A 25,686-nucleotide genomic window follows, 5' to 3' on the forward strand; every position below is an offset into this window, starting at 1 on the left:
GGGCTCGCTTACCAAACTACGCACTACGCACTGCGAACTATCATTATTTTGGCTTTGTAGTGCGTACAGCATCATTGTTCAACCGGATTAAATATGACACTATTTGAAATTGTGCTTCTGCTGGCCCTCGCCGCCACAATCGGCATTGCCTTCTGGCTGTGGCGCAGCCGCCTGACAATTGTGGAAAGCCCCGCGCCGCCCGCCGAGCTGTTCTCGCCCTTGTTTCGCATCGCCTCCGACGCGCTCGACGCTGGTATGCTGATCGCCGACCAGCAGCGCGAAGTGCGCTACCTGAACCAGCAGGCCGCGCACATGCTCGATGTGCCGCAGCCCTATGAGGGCGGGCAGGGCCTGATCGCGCTGGTGCGCGACTACCAGGCCGACGCGCTGGCGCAGGAAGTGCTGCGCGATGGCGAAGCGCGCGAGCTGGTGCTGCAGCCGCTGCAAAGCGGGCGCACGCTGCGCCTGCGCGCCAACCGCATCGACGCGGAGGAGTTTCGCGGGGTTGCCGTGCTGGTGCGCGATGTCACGCAGATCAACCTGCTGGAACGCGCCCGCCGAGACATGGTTGCCAACGTCTCGCACGAGCTGCGCACGCCGCTGGCCTCGGTGAAGCTGCTGGTCGAAACACTCCAGTCGGGGCCGCCGCTGCAGATCGCCGAGCGCATGCTCAGCCAGATGGCGCAGGAAGTGGACGCGGTGACGCAGCTGGTGGACGAGCTGCACGAGCTGTCCCAGATCGAGTCGGGGCGGGTGGCGCTGAAACTCGCGCCCACGTCGCTGCCGGGGGTTGCCGCGCGCGCAATCGAGCGCATTCGCCCGCAGGCCGAGCGCAAAACGCTCCAGGTGGGTACCGAGGTGCCCGACGAGCTGCCGCCGGTGCTGATGGATGCGGGGCGCGTCGGGCAGGTGCTGCTGAACCTGCTGCATAACGCCGTGAAGTTCACACCAGCTGGCGGCAGCATCACCATTCGCGCAACGGTGATCGCAATTGGGCCGGATGCGCCTAAGGTCGGCTATATCGACCGGCGGCTGAGCGGCGAGCCACACCCCTACCCGCCGGGAGAGCGCCGCCAGCGCACGCCCCCGCTGGCGCGCCAGGGCCGGCCCAGCGTGTCGCTGCCGCAGCCGCTCGGCCCGGGCGAGTGGATGCTGATCGGCGTCAGCGACAGCGGCATTGGCATCCCGCGCGCCGACGTTTCGCGCGTATTCGAGCGCTTCTACAAAGTCGACCGGGCGCGCACACGCAATGCTGGCGGCACCGGCCTGGGCCTGGCAATTGCCAAGCACCTGGTCGAGGGGCATGGCGGCTGTATCTGGGCCACCAGCGAAGAAGGCGTGGGTTCAACCTTCTCGCTGGTGCTGCCCCTGGCCTAGAACGATTTACGATTTATGATTTCGGATTTACGATTACGCCGAATGTGCAGCCAATCGTAAATCCAAAATCGTCAATCATAAATGAGCCTACGCAAGCGTCGGCCACACGGCCAGCTTGGTGCGCACGCGCTTGATCACTTCGTCCGTGAAATCGGTGGTGCTGGCGTGGCCCATCAGGTCGGCCGTGCGCATGCCGTCGTACACCGCTTCGAACACCGCCTCCGAAATCGCGCGCGCCGCCAGCGTGGCATTCCCGCCGATATATGAAAGCAGCGAGCCGCCCGCCAGGATCATCGCCATGGGGTTGGCGACGTTCTTGCCGAACAGACGCGGCGCGGTGCCGTGCGGCGCTTCCGCCATCACCACCCGCGTGTTCCACTGGTCGTCGAACCCGATCAGCAGCGACTCCGAGCCGGCGATCGAGCCAAACATTTGCAGCACAAGGTCGCTCATGCAGTCGCCGTCGCGGTTGAGCGTGGGGATGACCATCGCATCGCCCATGTTGGCGAGCAGCAGCGCGTAGGTCGCGTCGATCAGCTGCGGGTCGTACTTGATCGCGGGGTAGCGCGCGGCGGCGGCATCCATCTCTTCTTTCAGCATGCCCTCGTACACCGGGCTGACGGTGTACTTCGGCCCGCCAAAGACCTTGGCGTGCATCTTCTCGGCGTGGCGAAAGGCATATTCCGAAACGGCGCGGCAGTGCCGGCGCGTGATGCGCTCGGTGCGATAGGCCACTTCGTCCAGCCCTTCGCCTTCGCGCCACTCCTTCGCGCCATAGGCGTCGCCCACGGCCATGCGAATCACCGAGATTGGCGCGTACACGCCGCCCACGGGGCGCACACCCGGGATGCGCCGGCCAGTGCGTACGATCACCGTGCCATCCACGCGCTCGCGCAAGATCGCGTTCGGGCTGCCAACGTCGCCCTTGGTTTCGGGCGTGATCGTCGCGGCCTTGAGGCCCAGGCCGGATTGCAGCATCGCGTCGGCGGCATCCTGCACCACCTGGTTGCGCGTGGCGCGGCGGTTTTCCAGCCCCAGATCAAAGCGCTGAAATGCGACCTCCACGCCGGTGACGCTGGGATCGAGCACGCGTAAGGCTTCCTCAAGCAGTTCCTGGCCGGTTTCATCGCCTTCCAGCACGACAATTGTGTGGCTCATTGTTCCTCCTATGGCTTGTGCGCCGCGAGAGCGTCGGCGCGCGAACAGGCAAGTTTCCGCGCACAAAGTATACTCGAAGTGCGGGCGGCGTGCCGTTCGGGAGTATAATGCAGGCACGCCAGACGCCTGCCTGTCAAGGAATGAGCATGACCCTGCAAGAAGAACTCCAGGCCAAGGCCGACGAATATTTCGTTGGCAGCTATGTTCGCCATATTCTGCTGTGCGCCGACCAGACCGAACCAAAATGTTCGCCCAGGGAAGCGAGCATTGAGTCGTGGAATTACCTGAAGAAGCGCCTGAAAGACCTGCGGCTCTCGATGGTGCGCGGCGGTGTCTACCGCAGCAAAGTCAACTGCCTGCGCGTGTGCGTGGGTGGGCCGATTGCGGTGGTGTACCCCGAGGGCGTGTGGTACCACTCGTGCACGCCAGCCGTGCTGGAGCGGATCATTCAGGAGCACCTGATTGGCGGGAAGGTGGTGGAGGAATTTGTGTTTGCGCGCAACCCGCTGCCGGCGGAAGCGTAGGCGAAAATAATCCACAGATTACGCCGATTACGCCGATTTCCTGTTTATCGTTGCCCTGGCCATATGTCACTACGCACTACGCACTCGGGAATCAAGTGCGTAGTGCGTCGTGCATTTTTCGTGGCTTAGCCGCGCACCGCAATCGCCTCGATCTCAACGCGCACATCGCGTGGCAGGCGCGCAACCTGCACCGTCGAGCGGGCCGGCGGCTCGCCCGTGAAGAACTCGGCATATACAGCGTTCATGGCGGCGAAATCGTTCATGTCGGCCAGAAACACGGTTGTCTTCAGCACATTGCCCAGTGAGCTGCCGGCCGCCTCAAGCAGCCCCTGCAAGTTCGTGAGCACCTGGCGCGTCTGCGCGGCCACGTCGCCCTCGACGACATTGCCCTCAAGGGTGAGCGGGATCTGGCCCGAGCAGAATACCAGATTGTCAAGGGTGGTTGCCTGCGAATACGGGCCGATTGCCTGCGGGGCGCTGGCCGTTGCGACAATATTGCGTGGCATGGTTTTACCTCCAGCTAGCTGATTCTGCACTGCGGCGTATTCTACTCGATCATGGGCAACCCTATTGTGTATGTGTTTTTCGAGGCGCTTCGCCCCCGTGCCCCATTTGATGTGTTATAAATCTTTTGCAGGGCGCTCTGCCCCACCCACTCTGTGGGTACCCGCCCCGCTAGGGAACCGAGCCGGCTCCTCAGACCCCTCGTATACTAGTGATGTTCCACGGTGGTGGTGTGGCTGCCAGACCCCTAGCGGCAGTGACCGCGTGACGGAGATTAGCCCCCACCACTGCGGGCAACCTGAGTCAGTACCGTATCGTGTGGCTCTGACCACGTATCACGAGGAACGATGGGTGTTGCCCTGGAGCTTGGTATCCATTTGTGCTGTGAGGTGGACTATGCTCGTGTCTGCGCCTTCCTATCGCCTGTTTGTCGGCGTCGACATTGCCGCAACTTCCTTCGCCTCCGCCTGGACCCTGAGTGGCCCGGCTCGTGGACGCGCTCAGACTTTCAGCCAATCCCCTGACGGCTTTACAGCCTTTCAGGCAGCCCTCGCCCGTACTGGCGTGGAGGCTGCCCAGACGCTGATCGTGCTCGAAGCCACCGGGAGTTACTGGATTACGCTCGCCGTCACCCTTCACCAAGCCGGCTATGCTGTGAGTGTCGTCAATCCGGCGCACGCACATAACTTCTTGCGCTCGCTGCCGCGTCGCGCCAAAACGGATGCCCTGGACGCGCAGATGCTGGCCCAGTTTGCCGCCGAGCGACAGCCGCCACGCTGGAGCCCGCCCGAGCAGGTCTACCACGAGCTGCGCCAGCGCTTGCTGGTGCGCGATGGTTTGCTGACGATGCGTCAGCAGGCACGCAACCAGCGCCACGCGCTTGAGCAGTGGCCAGTCACCATCGAGGCCGCACTGACGGCTTTGGATAAGGTGGTGGCCGAATGCGACCGCCAGCTGCAGAGCCTGGAGCGAGAGATTGCGACGGTGTTGCAAGAAGGCGCCTGGGCTGAGACGGCAGGCTTGCTCGCGAGCATCAGCGGTGTGGGACTGGTCACAAGCGCCTGGTTGCTGGTCAGCACAGTGAACTTTACCGCCTGCGCTTCGGCGGAAGCCGCAGCCGCGTATGCCGGGCTGGTGCCGCTGGCGCACGAGTCGGGCACGAGTGTGCGCGGACGACGCCAGATTGGGCACGCTGGAAACGCACGCTTGCGGACGGCATTGTATATGGCGACGTTGAGTGCGGCACGCTACAATCCAGTGATACGCGCACAGTATGAGCGACTGCGAGCAGCGGGCAAGCCGACGAAAGTGGCGCGCTGTGCGTGTGCGCGCAAGTTGTTGTATTTGGCGTATGCGGTGGTGACAAAAGGACAGGAGTTTGACCCGCACTACAGAGAGCACAGCGGGTAAGCCGACCAGGTGAGGCAAGACGCAAAAGGCAACGCCTGCGCGGAGCTGTCCACAATCCAGTGGCACAGCGGTGAAGGTGCGCGCAGCGATTGGTCGGTGGGAAAGCTTGTTGTGGGCAGGTCGGTGCAGGCCGCCGCAGGCAAACTGGAAGAGCATCACATATTCCCACTTGACAATCAATACCGTATCTCCGGCAAAGAGCGCCGGTATCACTCAAAACGCTCGTTGTCATGCCTTGCGGCGACGGTGGAAATAATTAGAACTTTTGTATGCGGATGGCTCTACTGGCAGATGCCAGCTTTCGGCACAACGGAGGCATGACAAATTAACCTCAACAAGCCGGCCACATCAAATTTGGGGTTCGGGGCAAAAGCCTCGACGCCGGGCGGGTACCCACGAAGTGGGTGGGGCGGCGCGAGCCCCGGCGGCCCTGCGGCCTGAGCAAACGGCGATAAAGCTGGCACTGGCTTGAAATATGCCCTGCGGCTTGAGCAAGCAAACTGTATAGTTTAGAAACCCCGCCCATACAAAAAATTTGCCACGCAAAGCAAAGAGCCAGTACTGCACTTGCCGGGCCTGGAAAGAGCCATTCAAAAGCTCAGCGCGCCACCTGGGCAAGCCAGAAAATATTTGACAGACATGGCGCGGATCGTGTATTCTATACGTGCTAGATCAGATGGATCACTAGCACTAAATAGCGTTCGGCACAACATAATCGTAAAAGTATGATGAACCACCTGGCCACCTCAATATTTGCCGCCTGCGCCGCCAAGAATATGGCCGCGCGCAGCCCCCGGCGTATTCCCCCCGGCCAGGTGAATGTGTGCCGAAACCATTTACACCGAGCCCGGCGCGCTCGCGCGGTGCTGGTTGCCAGCGCTGCAGATATCATAGGCAGAGCGCTCTAATTCGGGGCGGTCCCCCGTTCTAGAGTGCGTGCGTGCGAATCGTGCGGCTTTGGAAAGGGGGTTCTGTCTTGGGGCAACGTGTTCTCGTCCTCAACGCGAGCTACGAGCCGCTTCAGATCGTTTCGACCCGGCGGGCAGTTGTGCTGCTCCTTCAGGAGAAAGCCGAGCTTGTCGAAGCGGCCGCTCAGCGCTTGCGCGCGCAGGGTTTCTCCCTCGATGTTCCGGTGGTTATCCGCCTGGTGCGCTATATCCGAATTCCCCGCCGCCTGCGGCTGCCCTGCTCGCGCCGTGGCGTGCTGACGCGCGACCGCGAAACCTGCCAGTACTGCGGGATTATGCCCGGCCGCACGCAGCTCACCGTCGACCATGTGATGCCGCGCTCGCGTGGCGGCCTGACCACCTGGGATAATGTGGTGACGGCCTGCCGCGAGTGCAACCACCGCAAAGGCGGCCGCACGCCCGAAGAAGCCAACATGCTGCTGATGAGCAAGCCGCGCCAGCCGCAGTATGTCGCGTTCGCGCTGCTTGGCGAGCTTGAGCGCCACGATGTGTGGCGGAAATACGCCTATAGCATCGACTAAACACGCGCAATAGTTGATCCTCAGAAGGTGAACGGCCGAGGCAAAATCGCGCCTCTGGTGTTCGCCTTTTTTGTTTTCCCCGCAGCGCTGGCGCGAAACTTGCGTTTTCCTTCCCCCAGAGCCAGAAGACAGACGCTGGCAGGTTGCAGACGCAGTGAAGCGGAGGAAAAGCGATGTATCGTGTGAACGAACTGTTGGGGAAAATGGCGATCAACCAGGCGAGTGGCGAGCGGATTGCGCCCGTGCGCGACGTGGTGCTGAGCGGCGATACGCGCAGCATTGTGGCGCTGATTACCGGCACAGGCGGCTTGTTTAGCGCCGAGCAGGTCATTCCCTGGTCGGCGATTGTGAGCCTGGGCGATGTGATTGTGGTCGATGGCGCGTCGCCGCTGGGGACGGTGAAGGAGAATGCCGAAGTGGCCGGGCTGCGCAAGCAGTCGTTTCAGATCACGGGCGCGGCGGTGATCAGCGCCACTGGCGAGAAAATTGGCACCGTGAGCGACATGATGGCCGATACGGATGGCGCGATCCTGGGCTTTACAGTGAAGCAGGGGCTGCTGGCAAACCTGATGGGCACGCGCTTCCTGCCAATCGAGCAGGTGCAAACCGTCGGGAAAGACGCGATTATCACGACGATCACCGAGCTGATGTCGCTGCGCGAGTATACCGACATGGGCACGCCTGTGGCGAGCGCGCCAGCGACGGAAACGCCTGCCCCGGAAACGCATGTGCCGAGCGCGCCCAGGCCACTCGAGCTGCCGAGCGATAAGGCGTAGTGTTGAATGTTGAGTGTGGCGAGGCTATTCCTTGAGGATCAGGAAAAGCCTCGCCGCTTTTGTTTGCAAAGAAGCCTTTTTGCCTGAATAACCCTTACCAACCAGCGGGGCATGCAGCACCAGCGCATCGCGTGCCGATCACTTCTCTTTTCCCAAAAAACTACAGCCCTTCGCGCTTGCGCCAGTAGCGCGCCAGGCCCTGCCAGCTTTGCTCGGATGAGCTGGCCTGCTCGAACAGCGCGGTCATGTCGGCGGGCGGGTCGCCAATTTCGCTTCGCGCCAGCGCGCTGAGCTGCGCTTGCTGCTCGGCCTCGCTTGCGCCGCTGTGCAGGCCATCGTGCACCACATCCGCCCAACGCTGCAATGCCGTGGCGTAATCGTCCAGGTAGGCGGCGGGCGCGTAGGTTGGGCCGAAATGGGTGAGCAGCAGCAGGCGCGGCGCGAGCGACCCGACGGTGGCGAGCGTGCGCAGCCACGCCTCGACGTCGATGTCGGGCGGGGGCGTGGCCGGGCGCGGCACGCGCCGCTCGGGCAGGCACGCGCCGCCGGTGTCGCCCATAAATACCGTGCCAGTCGCCTCCTCGAAGTAGACGAGGTGGTGCGAGGCGTGGCCGGGCGCGTCGAATACGCGCAGGGCGCGCGTGCCAAGCTGGAGCGTTTCGCCGCCGCCGAAGGTGGTGATGCTTCCGGCAGGCACCGACAGCACCGGCCCCCACAGCGTGCCCATTGCATCGCCATACAGCCGCTCGGCGCTGCGCAGGAGCCTGGCGGGCTCGGACAGGTGTGGCGCGCCGCGCTGGTGCACATAGACCTTCAGGTGCGGGAAGCGCCGCAGCAGCTCGCCGGTTGCGCCCGCGTGGTCGAGGTGAATGTGCGTCAGCACTATCGCGTGCAGCTCGGCAAATGGCACGCCAGCGACGGCCAGGCCGGCCTCAAGCGTGTCGAGCGTGCTGGCCGGGCCGGGATCGACGATTGCGGGCGCGTCGCCATGGAGCAGGTAGGTGGCGATCACATGCGGGCGGCCGAGGTGCATGTCGTCAATGAGCGAAATATCGGGCGGAAGCGTGTTCATAGCAGTCGCTTTCGTTTGCGGGCGTGCGCCCAGGCTCCAGCTCATCTTACCACAGGCAGGTACGTCAAAGTACGTAGCCAGCTTCGCGCGCAAATACCGTAGTTCTCACGATGCGCGGGCGCGCCCGGGCTGCTATGCTATGGCCACTGAACGAGGCGCTACCGGCAAGGAGACAGCGATGAGCATGGCAGAGATGGCACAGGGTCGGGCGGCAACACCGTGGTTCGCACGCTGGGCGCAGGCGGCCCGCGCACTGTTCGCCCGCCCGGCGGCGCAGGCGGCCCGCGCAACACTCAGCCCGCTTGCTGCAGCGCAACGCTTCGAACACGCGCTGGCCGCCGACTCAAACATCGCGGCCGACTGGCTGGCCTGCGCCGAGCAGATGACCGGCGTGGTCGAGCGGCGCTACTGCCTGCACCGCGCGCTGGTGATCGACCCCGACAGCGAGTGGGCCACTCAGGAACTGCGCGCCCTGAACGCCAGGCGGCGTTAATCGCTTCTCGCCTGCTCCGCAACCGGGCGATGATTTTGGCTTTGTTACGCCAAACACAGCATAAAGCTACGCACTACGCACTATAGCGAAGTGCAGAAATAATGAGCCACAGAGAACACAGAGAACACCGAGTTTGGGATCCCTACTCAGTGGTCTCTGTGTACTGTGTGGCTCAGCTATTGTTCGCTTGGATTGCTAGACCTGGTAGGCGACAATCTGGCGCAGCTGGCGCGATTGCATGGCCGGGAGCACGTATTTCGCGGCCAGCGCGCGCAGCCCAACGGCGAGTGGGTTCTGCCACTGGCCCACCTCGCCTACACGCCGCGACTGGGCCGCCAGCCAGCGGGTGCGCGCAATCCGCTGGGCTTCGTAGTGGCGCAGGGCGGCGGGCAGGTCGCTGGCGGCGCGGAGCGACTTCATTAGTACCACTGCGTCTTCAATCGCCTGGCACGCGCCCTGGCCGAGGTTGGGCGTCATGGGGTGGGCAGAATCGCCCAGCAGCGTCACGCGGCCCGCGCCCCACTGCGCAAGCGCTGGCCGGTCGAAAATGTCGTTGCGCAGGATCTGTGACTCATCGGCAGCGCGCACCAGTTCCTCGACGGGCGCGTGCCAGCCGCGCAGGTTGCGCAGCAGCTCGGCCTTTTCTGCGCCGGGCTTGCGCTGGCCGGCGGGCACGTTCTGCGTAGCAAACCAGTAAGCCAGGCCATTCGCCAGTCCCACCTGCCCAAAGCGCACGCCACGCCCCCAGGTTTCGCCCGGCGTCAGCCGCGCATGGTCGAACGGCACAACCGCGCGCCAGGCCGTGTAGCCGGCGTACACGGGCGGCTGCGCGCCATGGAGCTGCGCGCGCACAAGCGAGTGCAGGCCATCCGCGCCTATGAGCACATCGCCGCGCGCCTGGCTGCCATCGGCAAACGAGGCCGTCACGCCCGCGCCGTCCTGCTCGAAGCGCGTGATCTGCCGCCCAAGCACCACGTGCTGTTCGCCCAGCGCGCTCAGCAGCTTGCTGTGCAGGTCGGCGCGGTGAATGGCGATGCTGGGCGCGCCAAACTGCCCGCGCAGCTCGCTGTTGTCCAGGCGCGTCAGCACCTCGCCGTTTGCTGCGCGGATGCTGCCCTGCAGCTCGGGCATGCCCAGTGCCATGATCGGCTCGGCCAGATCGAGCTGCGCCAGCGCAGCAATTGCGTTTGCCCACAGCGTAATGCCCGCGCCGACCTCGCGCAGTTCGGGCGTGCGCTCGTACACCGTGGCGTCGATGCCGGCGCGGCGCAGCGCAATCGCGGCAGTGAGCCCGCCAATCCCGCCGCCAATAATCAATGCATTCATATGCATACTTTCCAAAAGAAAAACGAACCCGCAGCGTTCGTGAAGAATAGCGATACGCAGCGCCGAGCATGATATTTCGGCTTTGCAAAGGCCTGCTCGTGCTTTCTACTGGTGAGGACGTTTGGGGGAAATTTGAGGTTTCGCGCGTGAGGAATCTAGCGCGCGTCGAGAACAGCGTCGACCAGCACGTCGAAGCCGGCCAGCAGCGCCGATTGCGCCTGCGCGCCGCGCCCAAACACGCCGTGCGTAAGGTATTGCGCGCCGTCGAGCCGCAGCACGGTGATCGTCTCGTCGAGCGGGTTGACGATCCAGTACTCGGGAATGCCGGCCTCGGCGTAATCGGCCACTTTCTCGACCGTATCGCGCTCGGGGTCGTCGGGGCTAACGATTTCGACCACCAGATCGGCGCCGAGCCAGAATGCCTCTTGGCTGCGTGGATCATTTTCGTCGCGTAGCACTAACAGGTCAGGTTCGCGGAATTTGCCAGGACGCACCTGAACGCGGAGCGGCGCATAAAAGACAGTGCCGCCAACACCCTGAACAAACGCCAACAAGGCCAAAAAAAGCCAGCGAGAAATTGCCTGATGAGAACGAGTGGGCATTGGCAACACCTCAATCACACCATCCGTAAACTCCAGCAGGCGGTTGGTCTGGCCGGTGAGACGCAGATACTGGGCATCGCTCCAGAGCCCCTGGAGGACGCTCAGGTCGATCAAGGTGTTGTCGCCCGCGAGCTTGAGGTGCATGGTCGGGGCGTCGATTGCAACGGTCATTCGCGCCTCCTGATTGCAAGTGCTTCGGTGCAGTATAGCCCATCGGCGGGGCTGGATGCAAACCGGGTGCGTACTGGGGGTGTGACGGATCTTTCTGCGGCGCGGGGCTGAAGCCGCCGCGCTACCGAGCGACGCCCGCTGAAGCGGGCTTGAACGAGGCATATGGCAAGCCCGCTTCAGCGGGCGTCGCTTCGAAGCCCGGTCGTTTACGGCCGGGCGGTGCGCAAGACGATCATTGTGCAGAACTTTCCGTCACACCCGCGTACTGGCGTACTGGGCCACAGAGCGCACAGAGGACACTGAGATTGATCTTTTTCTCCGTGCTCTCTGTGCGCTCTGTGGCTCAGGCATTTAGCACCTTGTTCGCTAGCGCCCGAAGCGCAGCCAGCCGCGCCGCATGGCGATTTCCAGCGGCCAGAGGATGGCGGCGGCAGCAAGCAGCCAGGGCCACAGCTCGCGCGGCGCGGGCGCGCTGGCTGGCGTTCCCGCAGCGGGCACACCTCCCGGCCCATTCAGCACATTTCCCCCCGTCGCAGCACTGATCTGCGCCAGCAGCGCCGCGCCGCCCTGCGTGGGTGTGTACTCAGCCGGCGGTGCCTGCACATAGCCCGTGGCGGCCGTGCGCGTTGTGCCATCTTTCTGCTGCGTCACTGCAATCGCATATGGCCCCTCGCCCGGCAGCGTCAGCTCTTCCACATAATGCCCCGGCGCGGTTTGGCGCAGCGCAATGCGGCGCGTGCTGCCGTCGGGCAGGGTGATGGTAGCGGCAGTGTCGGCCAGATCGATCGGCTCGCCGCTGGGAGCCAGCGCATCGACGGCGAGCGTGACGACGTCGCCATGAGGCGTGGCGCGCACCTGCAGCGGGCCGGTGTCGGGCTCGGGCAGGGTGTAACGCACGAGCTGCGCCCAGAAGCGACCATAGTCGGGCCAGCCCGGCCAGTCTGCCGCCCAGGGCGCGTTGGCGCTGGGCGTCCAGGCCACAGCGCGGCCCAGGCCGTATTGCCATGCGGCCAGCACCGGGTCGTTCTCGGGCGATTTCAGCACCAGCTCCGCGCCGGGCTTGATCGTCGTGCCAACATAGCCTTCCAGTCGCGGAATCTGGCTGGGTGTGAAATCGCGCAGCAGCGGATGCGGCGCCTGAAGCTGCGCGCGAAACTCACCTTCGATCTGCGGCTCGGCGCTGGCGATCTGGCTTTCGATCAGCGTCAGGCGCGGGATGTCGCCTGGCTGCGCGGCGAAGTGGTAGCGGCCCGCGCCCCAGCGCGCCAGATTTTGCAGCAGGTTGGTGTCGGCGTCGTCGCCAATGGCGATGGACGAGAGCGTGATGTCGGCGGCGCGGGCGCGATCGATCAGCGACTGGTAGGGGCCGCAGCGGTCGTTGCGGAATGATTGCCCGTCGGTCATGATCACGGCGTGGCGCACGCTGCCGGGCTGCTGTTCCAATGCGCTCAGCCCGCGATCGAGCGCGGCGCAGATGTCGGTGCCGCCACCAAGCTGAATTGCGCCGATCTGCTCCTGAATCTGCCCCAGGCTCAGGCCGGTGCCAAGCACCTGAAACTCAACCGCCCACATTTGCGTGTCGTCAAAGGCCAGCACGCCAATGCGGTCGTCCTGCCGCAGCGAGTCGGTTGCGAGCAGCGCCGATTCTTTGGCCATATCGAGCTTCGAGACGCCGCTCGACGTGCCCATGCTGAGCGAGTGATCGACGATCAGCAGCAGGGTGACGGGCGGGCGCTCAGGGCGCGGCGGCGGGTCCATGCTCACGGGCAGCGCTTCTTCCAGCGGCGTGTCTTTGTACGCGCCCAGTGTGAAGCTGGCGCGCCCGCCGGCCACCACCAGGCCACGCCCCTCGCTGCGCACAAACTCGCGCAAAGTCGCCATCTGGTCGAGCGTGAAGTCGCCGGCCGGCACATCCAGCAGCACAATGCCCTCGAATGGGTCGAGCGCCGAAAGCTGGGCGGGCAAATCGCCGGCCGGGAGCACTTCGGCCAGCACGCCCGCGTTGCGCAAGGCGCGGCTGAGCTGGTCGCCACCGCTGCCGGCCTGGCTTTCGAGCAGCAGCACGCGCGGCTGCGGGGCAATTAGCGCGGTGGCCGCGCCGCTGTTGTTCTGGGCGAAGGTGTCGGGCTGGCCGTTGACAAGCGCGCGGAACCGCGCCACGCCGGCTGTTTCGGCGCGATCCTGGTAGGTGAAGCGGTTCGCGCCCGGCTCCAGCGACACATTCTGCGTGGCAAGCTGGCGCTCGCCCTCAAACAGTTCGAGCTGCGCGGAAGCCGCGCCGCTGCTGCCCACCACGACGGTGATGCTGAAATCCTCGCCAACGCGCAGGGTCGTGGGTGCCTCCACCGACGCGACCCACAGCTCGGGCGGGGCGGCGGGCGCGTAGGCCAGGGTGTCAACCGGCACGCCCAGCGCGCGGGCAGCACCTAACGCATCGCCGCGTGTTTGCGCGCCATCCGACAGCAGCACCACGCGCCCGCCGCCATTCAGCAGGCCGCGCGCCGCCGCCAGCGCCGCCGCAATGTCGGTGCCGTCGGTGCGCAGCGGGGCGGCCGGGTCGGCCTGTGGGGCCGCGCCAAATGGCAGCATGTGCGCATCGGCACCGTGCGCGCGCGCCAGCGCCTCGGCCTGTGTGCGCAACGCAGCCTTGCCCGCGTCGCCCAGGCTGTCCGACTGATCGAGCAGAATTGCCAGCGCGCCGGGCGCTGGCGCGGGCTGGCCCAGCACCGGGTTCGCCAGGGCCAGCACCAGCAGCCCTGCGATCACGAGGCGCAGCGCCAGCACTGCCGCGCCCACGCGCGCGCCGCGCCAGCGCCACACGAGTGCCAGCACCGGCAGCAGCAAGAGCAGAAGCAGAAACAGCGGTTGCCGCACGATCATCGGTGAATGTATCCCCATTCCAGCATCAGCAGGGCCAGCGCGCCGAGCGCAAACCACGGCCAGATGTCGTCCGCACGGGATTCGGTTTCCACACCGCTATTTGGCGCGGCAGAAACAATTGCCGGCGCGGGTTGCGGCCGCAGGTCGGATTCGACCGCCGCGCCGGCGTTGACCGGCAGCGTGCCGCGAAACAGCGTGCCCGTCGCGCTGCGCTCCTCAATCGCATATTCGCCCGGCTGCGTAAGCTGATCGAGCGTGAGCTGCGGCGCGGCGGCAAGCGTTGCGGCAGCGCCGCCCGGCCCGGCCACGCGCAGCTCGGTGGCGCGCGCGTCGGGGCGCAGGGCAAGCGGCGCGCCGGCCAGCAGGCTCGCCGGCAGCGGCGGCGGCGTCAGGTCGCGCACGGTGCGCGCCACCAGCAGCGGAAAGGCCAGGCGCGTGGCGAGGTTGCCCGCGCTCGGGTCGAAGGCCCAGATCGCCAATTCGTGCGCGCCGCTGCGCCCGCGCACAATCAGCGGCGTTTCGCCCTTCGCCAGCAGCGTCGCAAAGCCCTGCGTGTCAAGCACGCGCAGCGGGCCAAAATCCACCCCGGCCAGGCTCAGGCCATCGAGCACCGCGCCGCGCGCCATCAGCGCATCGCTTCCCGCCGGCACTGCCCCACCGCGCACTGGCAGCAGCGCGCTGTCGGCAGGCGGGTTGACCACCAGCGCCGGGCCGTCGGGCCACGCAGCCGGCAGAAAATCGTCGAACACAGTGAGCGCAGCGGTGGCCGGCTGGTACGCCTCAGGCGCGGTGACGGTCACGCTTGCGCCCGGCACAGCGGCCAGCGCGCGGCGCAATGTCTCGGGCGCGGCGGAAACAAGCTGGATGGCGAGCGGGCGCGCGTGAGCGAGGTTCACGCTCGCCGCGTCGTCCTGCGGCAGGGCGTCGCCGCCGTCGAGCGCGACGCGCAGGTTCGCCGCGCCAGCGGGCAGCGTCCACGTCAGCTCGGTTTCGCCATTCGCGGCAATAGTTACGGCGCGCGCGCCAAGCGCCTGCCCGTCGGCCGCGAGCGTCACGCTGCCGCTGAACGGCTCGGGCGCGTAGTTGGCCACGCGCGCATACACCTGCTGGTTCGCGCCCCAGCGCCGCGCGGCCAGCGCCACAATTGCGCGGTTCGGCTGCGCCGCGCCAATCTGCCGCCAGTCCAGGTCGGCCGGGACGCTGGCGGGCAGCTGCGCCGCACTGACCGGGCCGTTGTCGGTCAGCACCACAATCTCGCGCCGGGCCGTTCCTTCAAACGCCGCCTCGGCCAGCGTCAGCGCGCCGGCAAGGTCGGTGCCAGTGCCGCCCGGCTGCTGCGCATCGAGCGCGGCCAAAAATGTGGGAAGATCGGCGCCAGTGCCAAGCGCAAGCACGCGCGCTGCGGGGCCAGCCGCCACAAGCACAGCCCGGTCGCCAGTGCCCAGGCTGCGCAGCGCCGCGCGCGCCTGTTCCTGCGCCTGGGCAAAGCGCGTGCTGCCGCCATCGCGCGCGGCCATGCTGGTCGAGGTGTCGAGCACAATCGCGAGCTGGCGCGACCCGCCAAGGATTCGCGCGATCTGCGGGCGGCCAAGCGCCAGCGCGATCAGCGCCGCGGCCAGCAGTTGCAGCAGCAGCAGCAGCGTCAGCGGCAGGCGGCGCACGCGCTGAGCCGACTGGCGGCGCGGCACGTTTTGCCAGAGCAGCAGGCTCGGCACGACCACGCGCCGCCGCCGCTCGCGCAGCAGGTGCAGCACAATAATCACTGGCAGCGCCAGCAGCGCCAGCAGGCCAATTGGCAGAAGAAAGGTCATTGCATGATCCGTCGCGCGCGCAGGTAGGGCACCACCTGGCGCTCAAGCGGCCAGCTGGTAAGCACCTGGGCGTAGGTTGCGCCGCGCCGCGCACAGGCTGCCGCCACCCGTTCCTGCCAGCCGTGTACCTGCTGACGGTAGGCGGCCAGCGTCGCAGCATCGAGCGTGAGCGGCAGGCGCTGGCCGGTTTCGGCGTCTTCCAGCTCAATCGGGCCGCTCAGGTCGGGCGCAAGCTCGCGCGGGTCGAGCAGGTGCAGCATCAGCACCTGCCAGCGCGGCGTGGGCAGCGCGGCCAGCGCGGCGTCGAGGTTGTCGGGCGCGAGCAAGTCGGAGCAGACGACCAGCAGGCCACCGTGCGGGTGCTGGCGCGCATATGCCCCGAGCGATTGCGCCAGGCCGGTTGGCTGGTCGGGCGGCACAGCCTCGATGAAGCGCAGCATCTCAAGCGCACGCGCCTTGCCCTGCGCCGGGCCAAACGCTGCCCCCGGCGCGCTGCCGAACGGCACCAGCCGCAGCCGGTCGTGGTGCGCCAGCGCAAGGTAACCGATCGAGGCGGCAAGCTGGCGGGCCACGCGCATCTTCGGCGGCGCGCCCCAGTCCATCGAGCGCGAGGCGTCGAGCAGCATGTGAATATTCACGCTTTGCTCGATTTCGCCCAACCGCACAAAATATTCTTCCTGGTGCGCGTAGGCGTTCCAGTCGATATAGCGATAGTCGTCGCCGTGGCTGTAGGGCCGGTGGTCGCTGAAAATCGTGGCGGGCAGCTGGTTGCGGCTCAGGTGCTCGCCGCCCGAGGGCCGGCCGCGCAGCGTTTGCTGGGCTTGCAGGCTCAGGCGTTCGAGCCGGCGCAGAAAGGCCTCGTCGAACAAGGGCGGCTCGGCGGCAGCACCCTTACGGCTGAAAATATTCTTGAACCACATCGCGCTCATCCATTGGCACGCGCAGCGGGTCGGCCCCGACATCCACGCGCTGGTTGCTGGTGTTTCCGCCCTGAGTGAATCCGGGGCGTTGCTGGCCCTGCCCGGGCTGGAGCGGGCCACTCGGCTGCGCCGGAATATCGCCCTGGCCGGCCGAATCGAGCGGCACGGGCTGCCCTTCGACGCCCAAGCGGTCGGAGGTGTCGGCGGGGCGCTGTTCGCCGCCGGGGCCATCGCCCGCGCCGCCGCCGCCCTGCCCAGGCGAGTTTCCAGAGCCGTCGGGCGCGGGCTGCTCGCCCTGGCTGCCGTTCTGGCCGGCACCGGGGCCTTCCTGCGCGCCCTGCCCATTCTGGCTTCCCTGGCCGTTCTGCCCCTGTTCGCCCTGTCCCTGATCGCCGCCGGCTGGCGGTGGCGTGGTGGGCAGGTCTTCAATCGCCTGGGCAAGCTCGTCGAGCGCCTCGGCGGCGCGCTGGCCGCCGCGCTCCAGGCCATCCGCACTTTGCTCAAGCTGGTCGGCAAGGCCGGGGTTGCGCTGGCGAATGTCGTCGGCGGCGGCGCGCAGGTTGTCGGCCAGGGCGTTGCGCGTGGCCTCGGAAAGCTGGCTGGCCTGATCGGCGAGCTCGCGCAGCTGGCTGGCCGCGCCGCGCACATCACCACGGTCGAGTGCCTCGGCGGCGGGGCGGGTTGCACCCTGGTCGCGCAGCGCGTCGGCGAGCGCCTGCAAGGTCTGCGGGTCGGCTGCGCCACCGGCCTGGTTGGGCGCGGGCTCGCTGCCGCCGGGCTGGCCGCCTTCGCCCGGCTGGTTCGGGTCGGGTTGCTGCGCTTCCTCGGGAAGCTGCTGCGCCGGGTCTTGCGGCTGGGCCAGCGGCGGCAGCGGCAGCGGGGCGGTGTTGAACTGCGGCAATCCTACACCCGACATGATCCACAGCCCAAGCGCGACGACCACAAGCAGGCCCAGCGTCAGCATGTCGTTCCACGGCGGGCTTTGGCGGCGCGCAATCCGCCGCTGGAGCAGCGCGGCCGTTTGTTCGGCTTCGGCCACAAGCCGCGCCGCGACGCTGCCGGGTGGCGGGTTGCTGGCGGCGACTTCGGCGGCGGTGGCAAGCTGCTCATCGAGATGGAAGCGCCGATCAAGCCGGCGGGCGGCCTGCGAGGCGCGCAGGCGCGGGCGCAGCAGCAGGGCCACGCCACCGCCAACCACAGCCAGCGCAGCCGCGCCCAGGATGTTCACGCGCAGCGGCCAGCCCCAGACCATGCTCGCGCCCAGGCCAATGCACCAGATGCACACGCTGAGCCAGGCCGCGCGCAGCAGCACACGCACGCCGCGCCGCGCCCAGCGGTCGGTGGCAAGCTGATTCAGTGTGTGGAACAGGTGCTGTCGCATAGTTCGGTTACAGGTTGCGAGTTATCAGGTTACAGGTTTGCAGGTTGCAAGGTATCGCCGCGACGTATCGCATACGTCTGTGTGCAAATTTACGGCGACCGACGAGTGATTTACGATTGACGATTTACGATTGGGCGAGCGACGGTGGATGACCGACGAGCAGATTATTCACCGCAAAGAGCGCAAAGGGCGCGAAGAGTTGATAGGTTGCACGTTTGAATGTTGCAGGTTTGAAGGTTAAAAGGTTAAAAGTTGGTCGGCGACAGCCTAACTCAACATTTAGCCCTCCAAATTCCCTCGCTGCCTGCTTTATCAAGATATTCTCTGCGTCCTCTGTGTCTCTGTGGTTAAATTTCAGCCCTTTTAAAGCATCTACCACGCCTCGGCCTCGCGCACGACAAAGCGCCGCACGGTGCTGCCAGCCACACCGAGCAGGCCAAACAGAAGCAGCGCCGCGCCCACCCAGGTTTGCCGCTGGTCGAGAAAGGCGCGCAGGGCCAGCGCCTCGTCGGCGCGCGCGCGGTCGCCAATGGCAAGGTAGACGGCTGCTGCCTGATCGGCGGCGGCACGCGCCTGCGGGTAGCGCAGCGCCTGCGCCAGCGCCTGCGCCTGGGCAAGAGTCCCTGCCGCCGTTTGCCCCTGCTCGGCGCGCGCGGCATAGGCGGCCAGTACCGCCTCCTGGCGCGTGTCGCCCAGCGCGGCGTAGGCGGCGCGTGCCTGCGCGACAAGGTCGGTGGCGCGCGGGTAGTCGGCAGCGCCGAGGGCGGCGCGGGCATCGCGGGCGAGCCCATCGGCATCTAAGCCCTGCTGGCTGCGCGCCAACAATGCCTCGGCTTCCTGCTCGACATCGCGCTGGTCGGTTGCGCGCAGCCACTCCAGGGCGGTTTGCAGCTCGGTTTGCGCGTCGGCGTAGCGGCCCTGCGCAATCAGCGCCTCGGCGCCGCTCAGGTCGTAGGCCGAAAGCGCGTTGCGCTTGTAGCCACCCGCCAGGTAGCTTGGCAGCCAGTCGCGCCACTGGCGCTCAAGCTCGTCGGGCGCGACGCCATAGGTGCGCTCCAGCGCCGAGCGGTAGCCACTGCTGCGCGCGGCAATCGTCAGGAATTCGCGCAATTTGGCGAAGGAATATTTTTCTACCAGAAAGCCCACCACCGACATGCTTTCGGGGTAGCCAACCTCGGGCGCGCCATACACCGTGTCGCGGTCGTCGAGGTCGCTCCAGGGCATCAGGATCTGCTGGTCGTAGGCGCGCTGGAGCAGGCGAATGCGCTGTTCCAGCTCGGGCGCGGGCCGCTCGACATACTGCGCGATGCCTTCCTGAAAGCCCACGTTCAGGCGGTTGCCCGACAGCTCGGCAATGACGATGTGCGTCAGCTCGTGGCGCACGTTGTTTTGCACTTCTTCGGGGGTTTGCCGCGCCGTTTGCGAGAGAATGACGACGACTTCGTGAAGCTGGAAGTCGGCGTGCGCCACCACGCCCGTCAGGCTGCGCGCCAGCGGGTTGATCTGCTGGTAGCGCTCCAGCGTGGGGTAGAGGCGCAGAGTGACCGGCACCGCCGTTTGGTGCCCGAACACCGCCGATATTTCGTCGTAGATTGAGTCGACAAAGCCGGCGTACAGCTCGGCCGTCGCGGCGTCGCCATCGACATACAGAATGGCGAAACGCTCGGTACGGCGCTCGCGCCAGTCGGATGGTTGGGCGTGCGCGCCAGCAGGGGCGAGCAGAAGCAACGCTAGCAGCGCAATGGCGAGGCACAGGAACCGCTTCAACAGCATTTCCTCCGGAGTTGGAGCGGGCGCCGCGAAAGGCGCAACAGGGCAGGATGGCTGGCTGTCAGTCTACCATATTCTGCCCGGTTTCTGGGGTGGGCTGGCTGAGAGTATTATGAGAGGGGTGGGGCCGACACGCTGATCGGCCCAAACAGGTTTTTTGGGGCCGACACATAGGTCGGCCCGAACAGAATCAATGAATTGTCAGGGCCGACCTATGTGTCGGCCCGCGCTCCCAAAACCTCGCCAATGAACTCGTTCACGGCGGCGGCGTAGCGGGCTGGCTCGCCACGGCGAATCGAGTGTCCGACGTTCGGGATGTTCACCACGCGCCCGTTCTGCCAGCGCGCCGCCAGCCCCTCTGCGAACTCGGGCGTCACCAGCGCGCCCAGCGCCGGGTCGCCAGTGACGAGCAGGATGGGGCATGCGACTTGTTCAATCAGATCGAACCAGGGTGTGCCAGGTGTGCGAATAATGTCGAGCGCCTGCAATGACACCAGCGTCTTGTCGTCCAGCCACTCGGCGTAGTCGGCGTCGGTCCAGCCGGCGCGATTTGCGTGCACTTTCGCCAGCTTCTCGTCGCGGCTGAGCGCCTTGGTGTCCGCCAGATCAGCGCGCCAGTCGTCGTAAATTTTCTGAAGAACTTCCGGGCTGGGGTCGCGGCCGGCCGGTGGGTCTTCCAGCACCACGGCGCGCGCCAGCCCCGGGTAGCGCGCCGCCATCAGGGCAGCGGTGGCCGCGCCCATCGAGTGGCCGATCACAATCGGCTGCACGAGGCCGAGCGCGCCAATCACAGCGGCCAGATCATCGGCCAGCTGGTCGTAGGTATAGCCGCTGTCGGGCTGTTCCGAGCGACCGTGGCCGCGCGAATCGTACAGTACCAGCTCGTGCCCCGCCGGCATGCGATCCAGCACTGGCCGCCAGTAGTGCCCGCTGTCGCTCAGGCCATGCACAAACAGCAAGGCCGGTTCGCCGCTGCCGCTGCGCTCGTAGTGCAGCCGCACGCCGTTGATCGTCAGGTCGCCCGTGCGCCAGGATTCCATGCTTCCCTCGCTTCCATTCGCGTGTCGGCGCTATGATACCACGGCGCGCGGCACGGGCATTGCAGAGGAAGGCAGGCGAGAGACGGGGAAGGAACTCAGGGCCGGGGCAATCGCTTCGGCCCTGAGTGTACCTTGACGCAGCGAAAGGAGCGTGCAATGGCGCAGAAGCGCACCCAGGACTGGGAGATCTGGTACCCGCAGGCCGCCGCCACCGGGCTGCTGTTTGCGCGCGGGCGTGTCGATGCCGGCGCGGAGGTGATGCTGGTGCATGCCGCGCCAACCGTGCTGACGGTGGCGATTCGCGGCGCCGACGGGCGCGTGCTTGCCGAAGGCACCGACCTGCGCTCGACCAACGATTCGCCGATTACAAAGCTCACGCGGCGCGGCGAGCGCATCACCCGCGAGGATGCCTGGCCGACCGCGAACGACCTGGGCTTGCCGGTGCTGCTGGCCGGCGGCGAGGCGGGCATTCTCAAGGAATGGTGGCATGCTGCCGACCGCAGCGAGTGGCGCTGGCAGATCGAGCTGTATAACCACCGGTAGGAAATAAAATCCACAGATTACACAGATGGCACAGATTATAGGTCGCACGAAAGCGAAAATCTGCGTAATCTGCGTAATCTGTGGATAACTACACTTCCGCCAGAAATGCGCGCACGGCTTGCATCCAGGCTGCGGGCGCTTCGCGATGCACCGAGTGGCCCGCGCCCGCGATCCGCACGAACTGGCCGTTGCGCCACGCGCCCTGCACCTGCGCCGCAATCTCCGGCGCGACCGCCGACCCTAACGCTTCGTCGGCGGCGACCAGCAGCACCGGACAGGCGATCTCGCCCACATGCGCGAACCACTGCGTGCCGGGCGTGCGAATGATCTCCAGCGCGTTCGGGCTGGCTTGCAGCTTGGCGTCGGCCCAGTGCGTGAGCTCGGCATCGCTCCAGGTGGGCGATTGCGTGTGCCCGGCCGCGACCAGCGCGTCGTGGCTGAGCGTTTGCTCCTTCAGCAGCCCGGCGCGCCAGTTCGCCATGAACTCGTTTTCCTCTGCCGCTGGCCGGTTGCGCGCCGGCGGGTCTTCCAGTATCACTGCGCGAAACAGCTCGGGCGAGCGCGCCGCCGCCAGCCCGGCCGTGGCCGCGCCCATGGAGTGGCCGATCACAATCGGCTGCGCGAGGCCAAGCGCGCCAATCAGGCCAACCATGTCGGCGGCAAGATTGTCGTAGGTGTAGCCGCTGGCGGGCTTCTCCGATTGCCCGTGGCCGCGCGCGTCGTACATCACCACGTCGTAATCGGCGCGCAATTGCTCGGCCACTGGCAGCCAGCACGCCCCGGCGTCGGTCAGGCCGTGCGCCAGCAGCATGGGCGGCTTGCCGTTGCCGGCGCACATGAAATGCAGGCGCACGCCGTTCGTCGCTATCTCGCCCGTGTTCCACTCTGCCATGAAAATTCCCCTTCGCTTCCAAACCGAATTCGGCATCGAGAAATACGCATAAAGAACTGCGCCTGGCTTTCTAATGCATAGTGCGTAGTGCGTGCAGTGCTTTCTGCATTATTCTCATCAATCGCCATGACCGCCAAGCATACCACTTCTTGGCACGCTGCGTGCAGGTCGGGAGCTATGGAGAGAGAACAAGAACTTCAAACAGAAAGCACGCGCGAGGCGCTCTGGTACAAAGACGCAGTCATCTACGAACTCCACGTCCGCGCGTTTTACGACAGCGACGGCGACGGCATTGGCGATTTTCGCGGCCTGACCGCCCGGCTCGATTACCTTCAGGAGCTGGGCGTCACAGCGCTGTGGCTGCTGCCTTTCTACCCCTCGCCGCTGCGCGACGACGGCTACGACATTGCCGACTACACCAGCGTTCACCCGAACTATGGCACGTTGCGCGACTTCAAGGCCTTTCTGGCCGAGGCGCACCGGCGCGGCCTGAAGGTCATCACCGAGCTGGTGCTCAACCACACATCCGACCAGCACCCCTGGTTTCAGCGCGCCCGCCACGCCCCAGCCGGCAGCCACTGGCGCAACTTCTATGTGTGGAGCGAAACACCCGAGCGCTACGAGGACGCGCGCATTATCTTCCAGGATTTCGAAAGCTCGAACTGGAGCTGGGACCCGGTGGCACAGGCCTACTACTGGCACCGCTTCTACTCGCACCAGCCCGACCTGAACTACGACAACCCGCATGTACGCAAGGCCATCCTGAAGGTCGTCGATTTCTGGCTCGACATGGGCGTGGATGGCTTGCGGCTCGACGCCGTGCCCTACCTGTTCGAGCGCGAAGGCACCACCGGCGAAAATCTGCTGCAAACGCACGCCGCGCTGCGCCGCCTGCGCCGCCACATCGACCAGAACCACCCCAACCGCATGCTGCTGGCCGAAGCGAACCAGTGGCCCGAGCAGGCCGCCGCCTACTTTGGCGATGGCGACGAGTGCCACATGGCGTTTCACTTCCCGCTGATGCCGCGCCTGTTTATGGCGCTGCGCATGGAAGATCGCTTCCCGATCATCGACATCCTTGAGCAAACGCCGCCCATCCCCGAAACCGCGCAGTGGGCATTGTTCCTGCGCAACCACGACGAGCTGACGCTGGAGATGGTGACCGAGGAAGAGCGCGCGTTTATGTACCGCTCCTACGCCCGCGACTCGGCGGCGCGCATCAACCTGGGCATCCGCCGCCGCCTGGCCCCGCTGCTGCACAACGACCGCCGCCGCATCGAGCTGCTCAATGCACTGCTGTTCGCGCTGCCCGGTACGCCCGTGCTCTACTATGGCGACGAGATCGGCATGGGCGATAATGTCTACCTGGGCGACCGCAATGGCGTGCGCACGCCCATGCAGTGGAGCGCCGACCGCAACGCGGGCTTTTCGGCCGCCAACCCGCAGCAGCTGTTTCTGCCGCTGATCACCGACCACGAGTACCACCACGAGACCGTTCACGTCGAGGCGCAGGAAGAAAACCCCTACTCGCTGCTGTGGTGGATGCGCCGCATGATTGCGCTGCGCCAGCGCTATCAGGTGTTTGGGCGCGGCTCAATCGAGTTCCTGCAACCGAGCAACCGCAAGGTGCTGGCCTTTGTGCGCCACTACGAGGGCGAGCACATGCTGGTGGTGGCGAACCTGTCGCGCTTTTTGCAGCACGCCGAGCTCGACCTGAGCGAGTATCGCGGGCGCATGCCGGTCGATCTGTTCGGCCACAGCGCCTTTCCCATGGTAGGCGAGCTGCCCTACCTGCTCACCATCGGCCCGCACAGCTGCTACTGGTTCGCGCTCGCGCCGTCCTCCGCCGATGCTGCCGTGGCCGGGCCGGCCGGCGCGCCAGTGATCGAAACCGACCTCGCGTGGGCCGATCTGGTGCGCGGCGAAGGCCAGTCGCTGCTGGAAGCGCGCGCGCTGCCGGCCTACATGGGCGCGGCACCGTGGTACAACGGCGCGAGCCGCTCGATCCTTGGCACGTCGATCCAGGACACGATTGAAGTGCCGACCCGCGACGGCCCGGCCGTGATTGCGCTGGTGCAGCTCCACTGTGCCGAGGGCGAATCGCAAACCTACACCGTGCCGCTGGCCTACGCCACTGGCCGCGCCGCCGCCCGCCTGCGCGACGAGCACCCCGAGGCGCTGGTGGCGCAATTGCGCGCGCCCGGCGCGAGCGAGCCCGCCGCCGTGATCTACGACGCGCTCTGGTCGCCGGCCTTTGCCGCAGCGATGCTTGATACGATTGCGCGGCGCAAGCAGTTGAAAGGAAAAGCAGGCACGGTGCATGTCCAGGCCGGGCCAGCATACAAGCGCGTGCGCGAAACACGCCCCGCCGCACTGCGTGACACGGGCGCGCTGGAAGGCGGGCGCAACAACACCTCGCTGGCCTATGGCGAGGAGCTGATGCTGAAGCTGTTCCGCTGCGTCGACGAAGGGCCGAACCCCGAGGTTGTGCTTGGCAATGCGCTCACCGCCCACGGCTTCGCGCACACGCCGCCCGCCGTCGCTGCGCTGGAGTACCGCCCCGCCGACGGCGAGCCGCTGCACATTGCTATGATGCAAGGCTTTGTGCCCAACCAGGGCGAGGCGTGGGATACCATGCAGAAGCACATCCGCGCCTACACCAGGCGCGCCGACGCGCAGGCCACGCCTGCGCCGAGCGACGTTGCCGCGCTGCTGGCACGCGCCGCCGCCCCGCCCAGCGCCGACGAAAAGAAGCTGCTGGGCAAGGCCCACGCGCAGCTCGAGCTGATTGGCACGCGCACCGCCGAGATGCACGCGGCGCTGGCCGCCAGCGACGACCCCGAATTCGAGTTGCTGCCCTGCACCGGGCTGTACCTGCGCTCGATCTACCAGTCGTTGCGCGGGCTGGCGGGCAACCTCGACTACCAGCTCCAACTGGCGCTGCCAACCCTGCCCGACGCAGAGTGCGAGCTTGTGCATGCGCTGCTTGGCGCATTGCCCGCCGAAAAGGAGCGCCTGCACGCCCTGGCCGACCTGACGCCCAGCGGGGCGCGCATCCGCTGCCACGGCGACTACCACCTCGCGCAGTTGCTCGACACGGGCGATGATTTCGTGATCTTCGATTTCGAGGGTGATGGCGCGCGACCGCTGCCCGAGCGCATGCTGAAAGGCCCGGCCCTGCGCGACGTGGCGGGCATGCTCCAGTCGCTGTGTTTTGCGGCCTGCGCGGCGCTGCCCGCCAGCGACGAAACCGCCGCCGAGGAGCGCTTTGCGCTGGCGCGCGGCTGGTACAGCCACGCCGCGGCGGCCTTTTTGCGCGGCTACGTGGGCGCGGCTGGCAGCGCACCCTTCCTGCCCGACACGCGCGAATCGCAGGCGGTGATGCTCGATGCGCTGCTTGTGGAGCAGGCGATCAGCCGCTTGCTGCGCCGCCTGGGCCCGGAGAACGAGGACGTGGGCGCGGCCTTGCAGCAGTGCGCTATGCTGCTGGGGCTGGATGTGGCGGCGGCCTACGCGCCGATGGCGGAGGAGGAGTAGGCTCGTATCA

Annotated in this window: 20 protein-coding genes; 8 read left to right on the plus strand and 12 right to left on the minus strand. The window is 66.3% G+C overall.

The genetic code is table 11. The annotated features are described in order from the left end of the window. Window positions 1-93 precede the first annotated feature (93 nt). On the plus strand, window positions 94-1,377 hold the full coding sequence (locus M1P90_RS21525; RefSeq protein WP_483697412.1) for a sensor histidine kinase: 1,284 nt from the start codon (window positions 94-96) through the stop codon (window positions 1,375-1,377). Between the two features lie 87 nt (window positions 1,378-1,464). Here the strand turns inward: M1P90_RS21525 and M1P90_RS21530 are convergent, their stop codons facing one another. After that, a complete protein-coding gene (locus M1P90_RS21530) occupies window positions 1,465-2,535 on the minus strand; it encodes an isocitrate/isopropylmalate family dehydrogenase (protein ID WP_483697413.1) in 1,071 nt (356 codons plus the stop codon). A 146-nt stretch (window positions 2,536-2,681) separates the two neighbouring features. Here M1P90_RS21530 and M1P90_RS21535 point away from each other — a divergent pair, with 146 nt between their 5' ends. After that, a complete protein-coding gene (locus M1P90_RS21535; RefSeq protein ID WP_483697415.1) occupies window positions 2,682-3,059 on the plus strand; it encodes a (2Fe-2S) ferredoxin domain-containing protein in 378 nt (125 codons plus the stop codon). A 125-nt stretch (window positions 3,060-3,184) separates the two neighbouring features. Here the strand turns inward: M1P90_RS21535 and M1P90_RS21540 are convergent, their stop codons facing one another. Then, a complete protein-coding gene (locus M1P90_RS21540; RefSeq protein ID WP_483697416.1) occupies window positions 3,185-3,565 on the minus strand; it encodes a RidA family protein in 381 nt (126 codons plus the stop codon). 394 nt (window positions 3,566-3,959) lie between these two features. Between M1P90_RS21540 and M1P90_RS21545 the strand changes: the two genes are divergently transcribed. The 3 genes from M1P90_RS21545 (at window position 3,960) to M1P90_RS21555 (ending at window position 7,238) form a co-directional block, all read left to right on the plus strand. After that, the gene (locus M1P90_RS21545; RefSeq protein WP_483697004.1) at window positions 3,960-4,973 is read left to right on the plus strand and encodes an IS110 family RNA-guided transposase; all 1,014 of its coding nucleotides are present in this window, start codon (window positions 3,960-3,962) and stop codon (window positions 4,971-4,973) included. A gap of 976 nt (window positions 4,974-5,949) precedes the next feature. Continuing rightward, on the plus strand, window positions 5,950-6,462 hold the full coding sequence (locus tag M1P90_RS21550; protein ID WP_483697417.1) for an HNH endonuclease: 513 nt from the start codon (window positions 5,950-5,952) through the stop codon (window positions 6,460-6,462). 173 nt (window positions 6,463-6,635) lie between these two features. Continuing rightward, the gene (locus tag M1P90_RS21555; protein ID WP_483697418.1) at window positions 6,636-7,238 is read left to right on the plus strand and encodes a PRC-barrel domain-containing protein; all 603 of its coding nucleotides are present in this window, start codon (window positions 6,636-6,638) and stop codon (window positions 7,236-7,238) included. Between the two features lie 160 nt (window positions 7,239-7,398). Here M1P90_RS21555 and M1P90_RS21560 read toward each other — a convergent pair whose 3' ends face one another. Continuing rightward, window positions 7,399-8,310, minus strand: a complete 912-nt coding sequence (locus M1P90_RS21560) for an MBL fold metallo-hydrolase (protein ID WP_483697420.1) — start codon at window positions 8,308-8,310, stop codon at window positions 7,399-7,401. A gap of 178 nt (window positions 8,311-8,488) precedes the next feature. On the opposite strand from M1P90_RS21560, the gene M1P90_RS21565 reads away from it, so the two are divergent. Further along, window positions 8,489-8,803 carry a hypothetical protein gene (locus tag M1P90_RS21565; protein WP_483697421.1) on the plus strand — a complete coding sequence of 105 codons (315 nt, stop codon included), beginning with the start codon at window positions 8,489-8,491 and terminating at the stop codon, window positions 8,801-8,803. A 195-nt stretch (window positions 8,804-8,998) separates the two neighbouring features. Here the strand turns inward: M1P90_RS21565 and M1P90_RS21570 are convergent, their stop codons facing one another. From M1P90_RS21570 to M1P90_RS21605, 8 genes are all read right to left on the minus strand, one after another. Further along, window positions 8,999-10,129 carry an FAD-dependent monooxygenase gene (locus tag M1P90_RS21570; protein WP_483697423.1) on the minus strand — a complete coding sequence of 377 codons (1,131 nt, stop codon included), beginning with the start codon at window positions 10,127-10,129 and terminating at the stop codon, window positions 8,999-9,001. Window positions 10,130-10,284: 155 nt separating this feature from the next. Beyond that, window positions 10,285-10,902 carry a Uma2 family endonuclease gene (locus M1P90_RS21575; RefSeq protein ID WP_483697425.1) on the minus strand — a complete coding sequence of 206 codons (618 nt, stop codon included), beginning with the start codon at window positions 10,900-10,902 and terminating at the stop codon, window positions 10,285-10,287. A 366-nt stretch (window positions 10,903-11,268) separates the two neighbouring features. Then, entirely contained in the window at window positions 11,269-13,782 is a 2,514-nt protein-coding gene (locus tag M1P90_RS21580; protein WP_483697427.1) for a VWA domain-containing protein, read from the minus strand. After that, window positions 13,779-15,593: a vWA domain-containing protein gene (locus M1P90_RS21585; RefSeq protein WP_483697428.1), complete on the minus strand. Its 1,815-nt coding sequence runs from the start codon at window positions 15,591-15,593 to the stop codon at window positions 13,779-13,781. The genes M1P90_RS21580 and M1P90_RS21585 overlap by 4 nt, the downstream gene beginning before the upstream one ends. Then, window positions 15,590-16,513 (minus strand): DUF58 domain-containing protein, encoded by a 924-nt coding sequence (locus M1P90_RS21590; protein WP_483697430.1) that lies wholly within the window; start codon window positions 16,511-16,513, stop codon window positions 15,590-15,592. Before M1P90_RS21590 ends, M1P90_RS21585 begins: the two co-directional genes overlap by 4 nt. Further along, window positions 16,485-17,894, minus strand: coding sequence for a hypothetical protein (locus tag M1P90_RS21595; RefSeq protein WP_483697431.1), 1,410 nt, complete (start codon window positions 17,892-17,894; stop codon window positions 16,485-16,487). The genes M1P90_RS21590 and M1P90_RS21595 overlap by 29 nt, the downstream gene beginning before the upstream one ends. Window positions 17,895-18,266: 372 nt before the next feature. Continuing rightward, a complete protein-coding gene (locus tag M1P90_RS21600; RefSeq protein ID WP_483697433.1) occupies window positions 18,267-19,667 on the minus strand; it encodes a peptidase MA family metallohydrolase in 1,401 nt (466 codons plus the stop codon). Window positions 19,668-19,876: 209 nt separating this feature from the next. Then, window positions 19,877-20,704, minus strand: a complete 828-nt coding sequence (locus M1P90_RS21605) for an alpha/beta fold hydrolase (RefSeq protein WP_483697434.1) — start codon at window positions 20,702-20,704, stop codon at window positions 19,877-19,879. Window positions 20,705-20,860: 156 nt separating this feature from the next. On the opposite strand from M1P90_RS21605, the gene M1P90_RS21610 reads away from it, so the two are divergent. Continuing rightward, window positions 20,861-21,247 (plus strand): DUF7712 family protein, encoded by a 387-nt coding sequence (locus M1P90_RS21610; RefSeq protein ID WP_483697436.1) that lies wholly within the window; start codon window positions 20,861-20,863, stop codon window positions 21,245-21,247. 88 nt (window positions 21,248-21,335) lie between these two features. Here the strand turns inward: M1P90_RS21610 and M1P90_RS21615 are convergent, their stop codons facing one another. Beyond that, the gene (locus M1P90_RS21615; protein ID WP_483697438.1) at window positions 21,336-22,139 is read right to left on the minus strand and encodes an alpha/beta fold hydrolase; all 804 of its coding nucleotides are present in this window, start codon (window positions 22,137-22,139) and stop codon (window positions 21,336-21,338) included. 177 nt (window positions 22,140-22,316) lie between these two features. Here M1P90_RS21615 and treS point away from each other — a divergent pair, with 177 nt between their 5' ends. Then, entirely contained in the window at window positions 22,317-25,676 is a 3,360-nt protein-coding gene (gene treS / locus M1P90_RS21620; protein ID WP_483697440.1) for a maltose alpha-D-glucosyltransferase, read from the plus strand. Window positions 25,677-25,686 lie beyond the last annotated feature (10 nt).

The organism is Kouleothrix sp. 19917, from assembly GCF_057073505.1.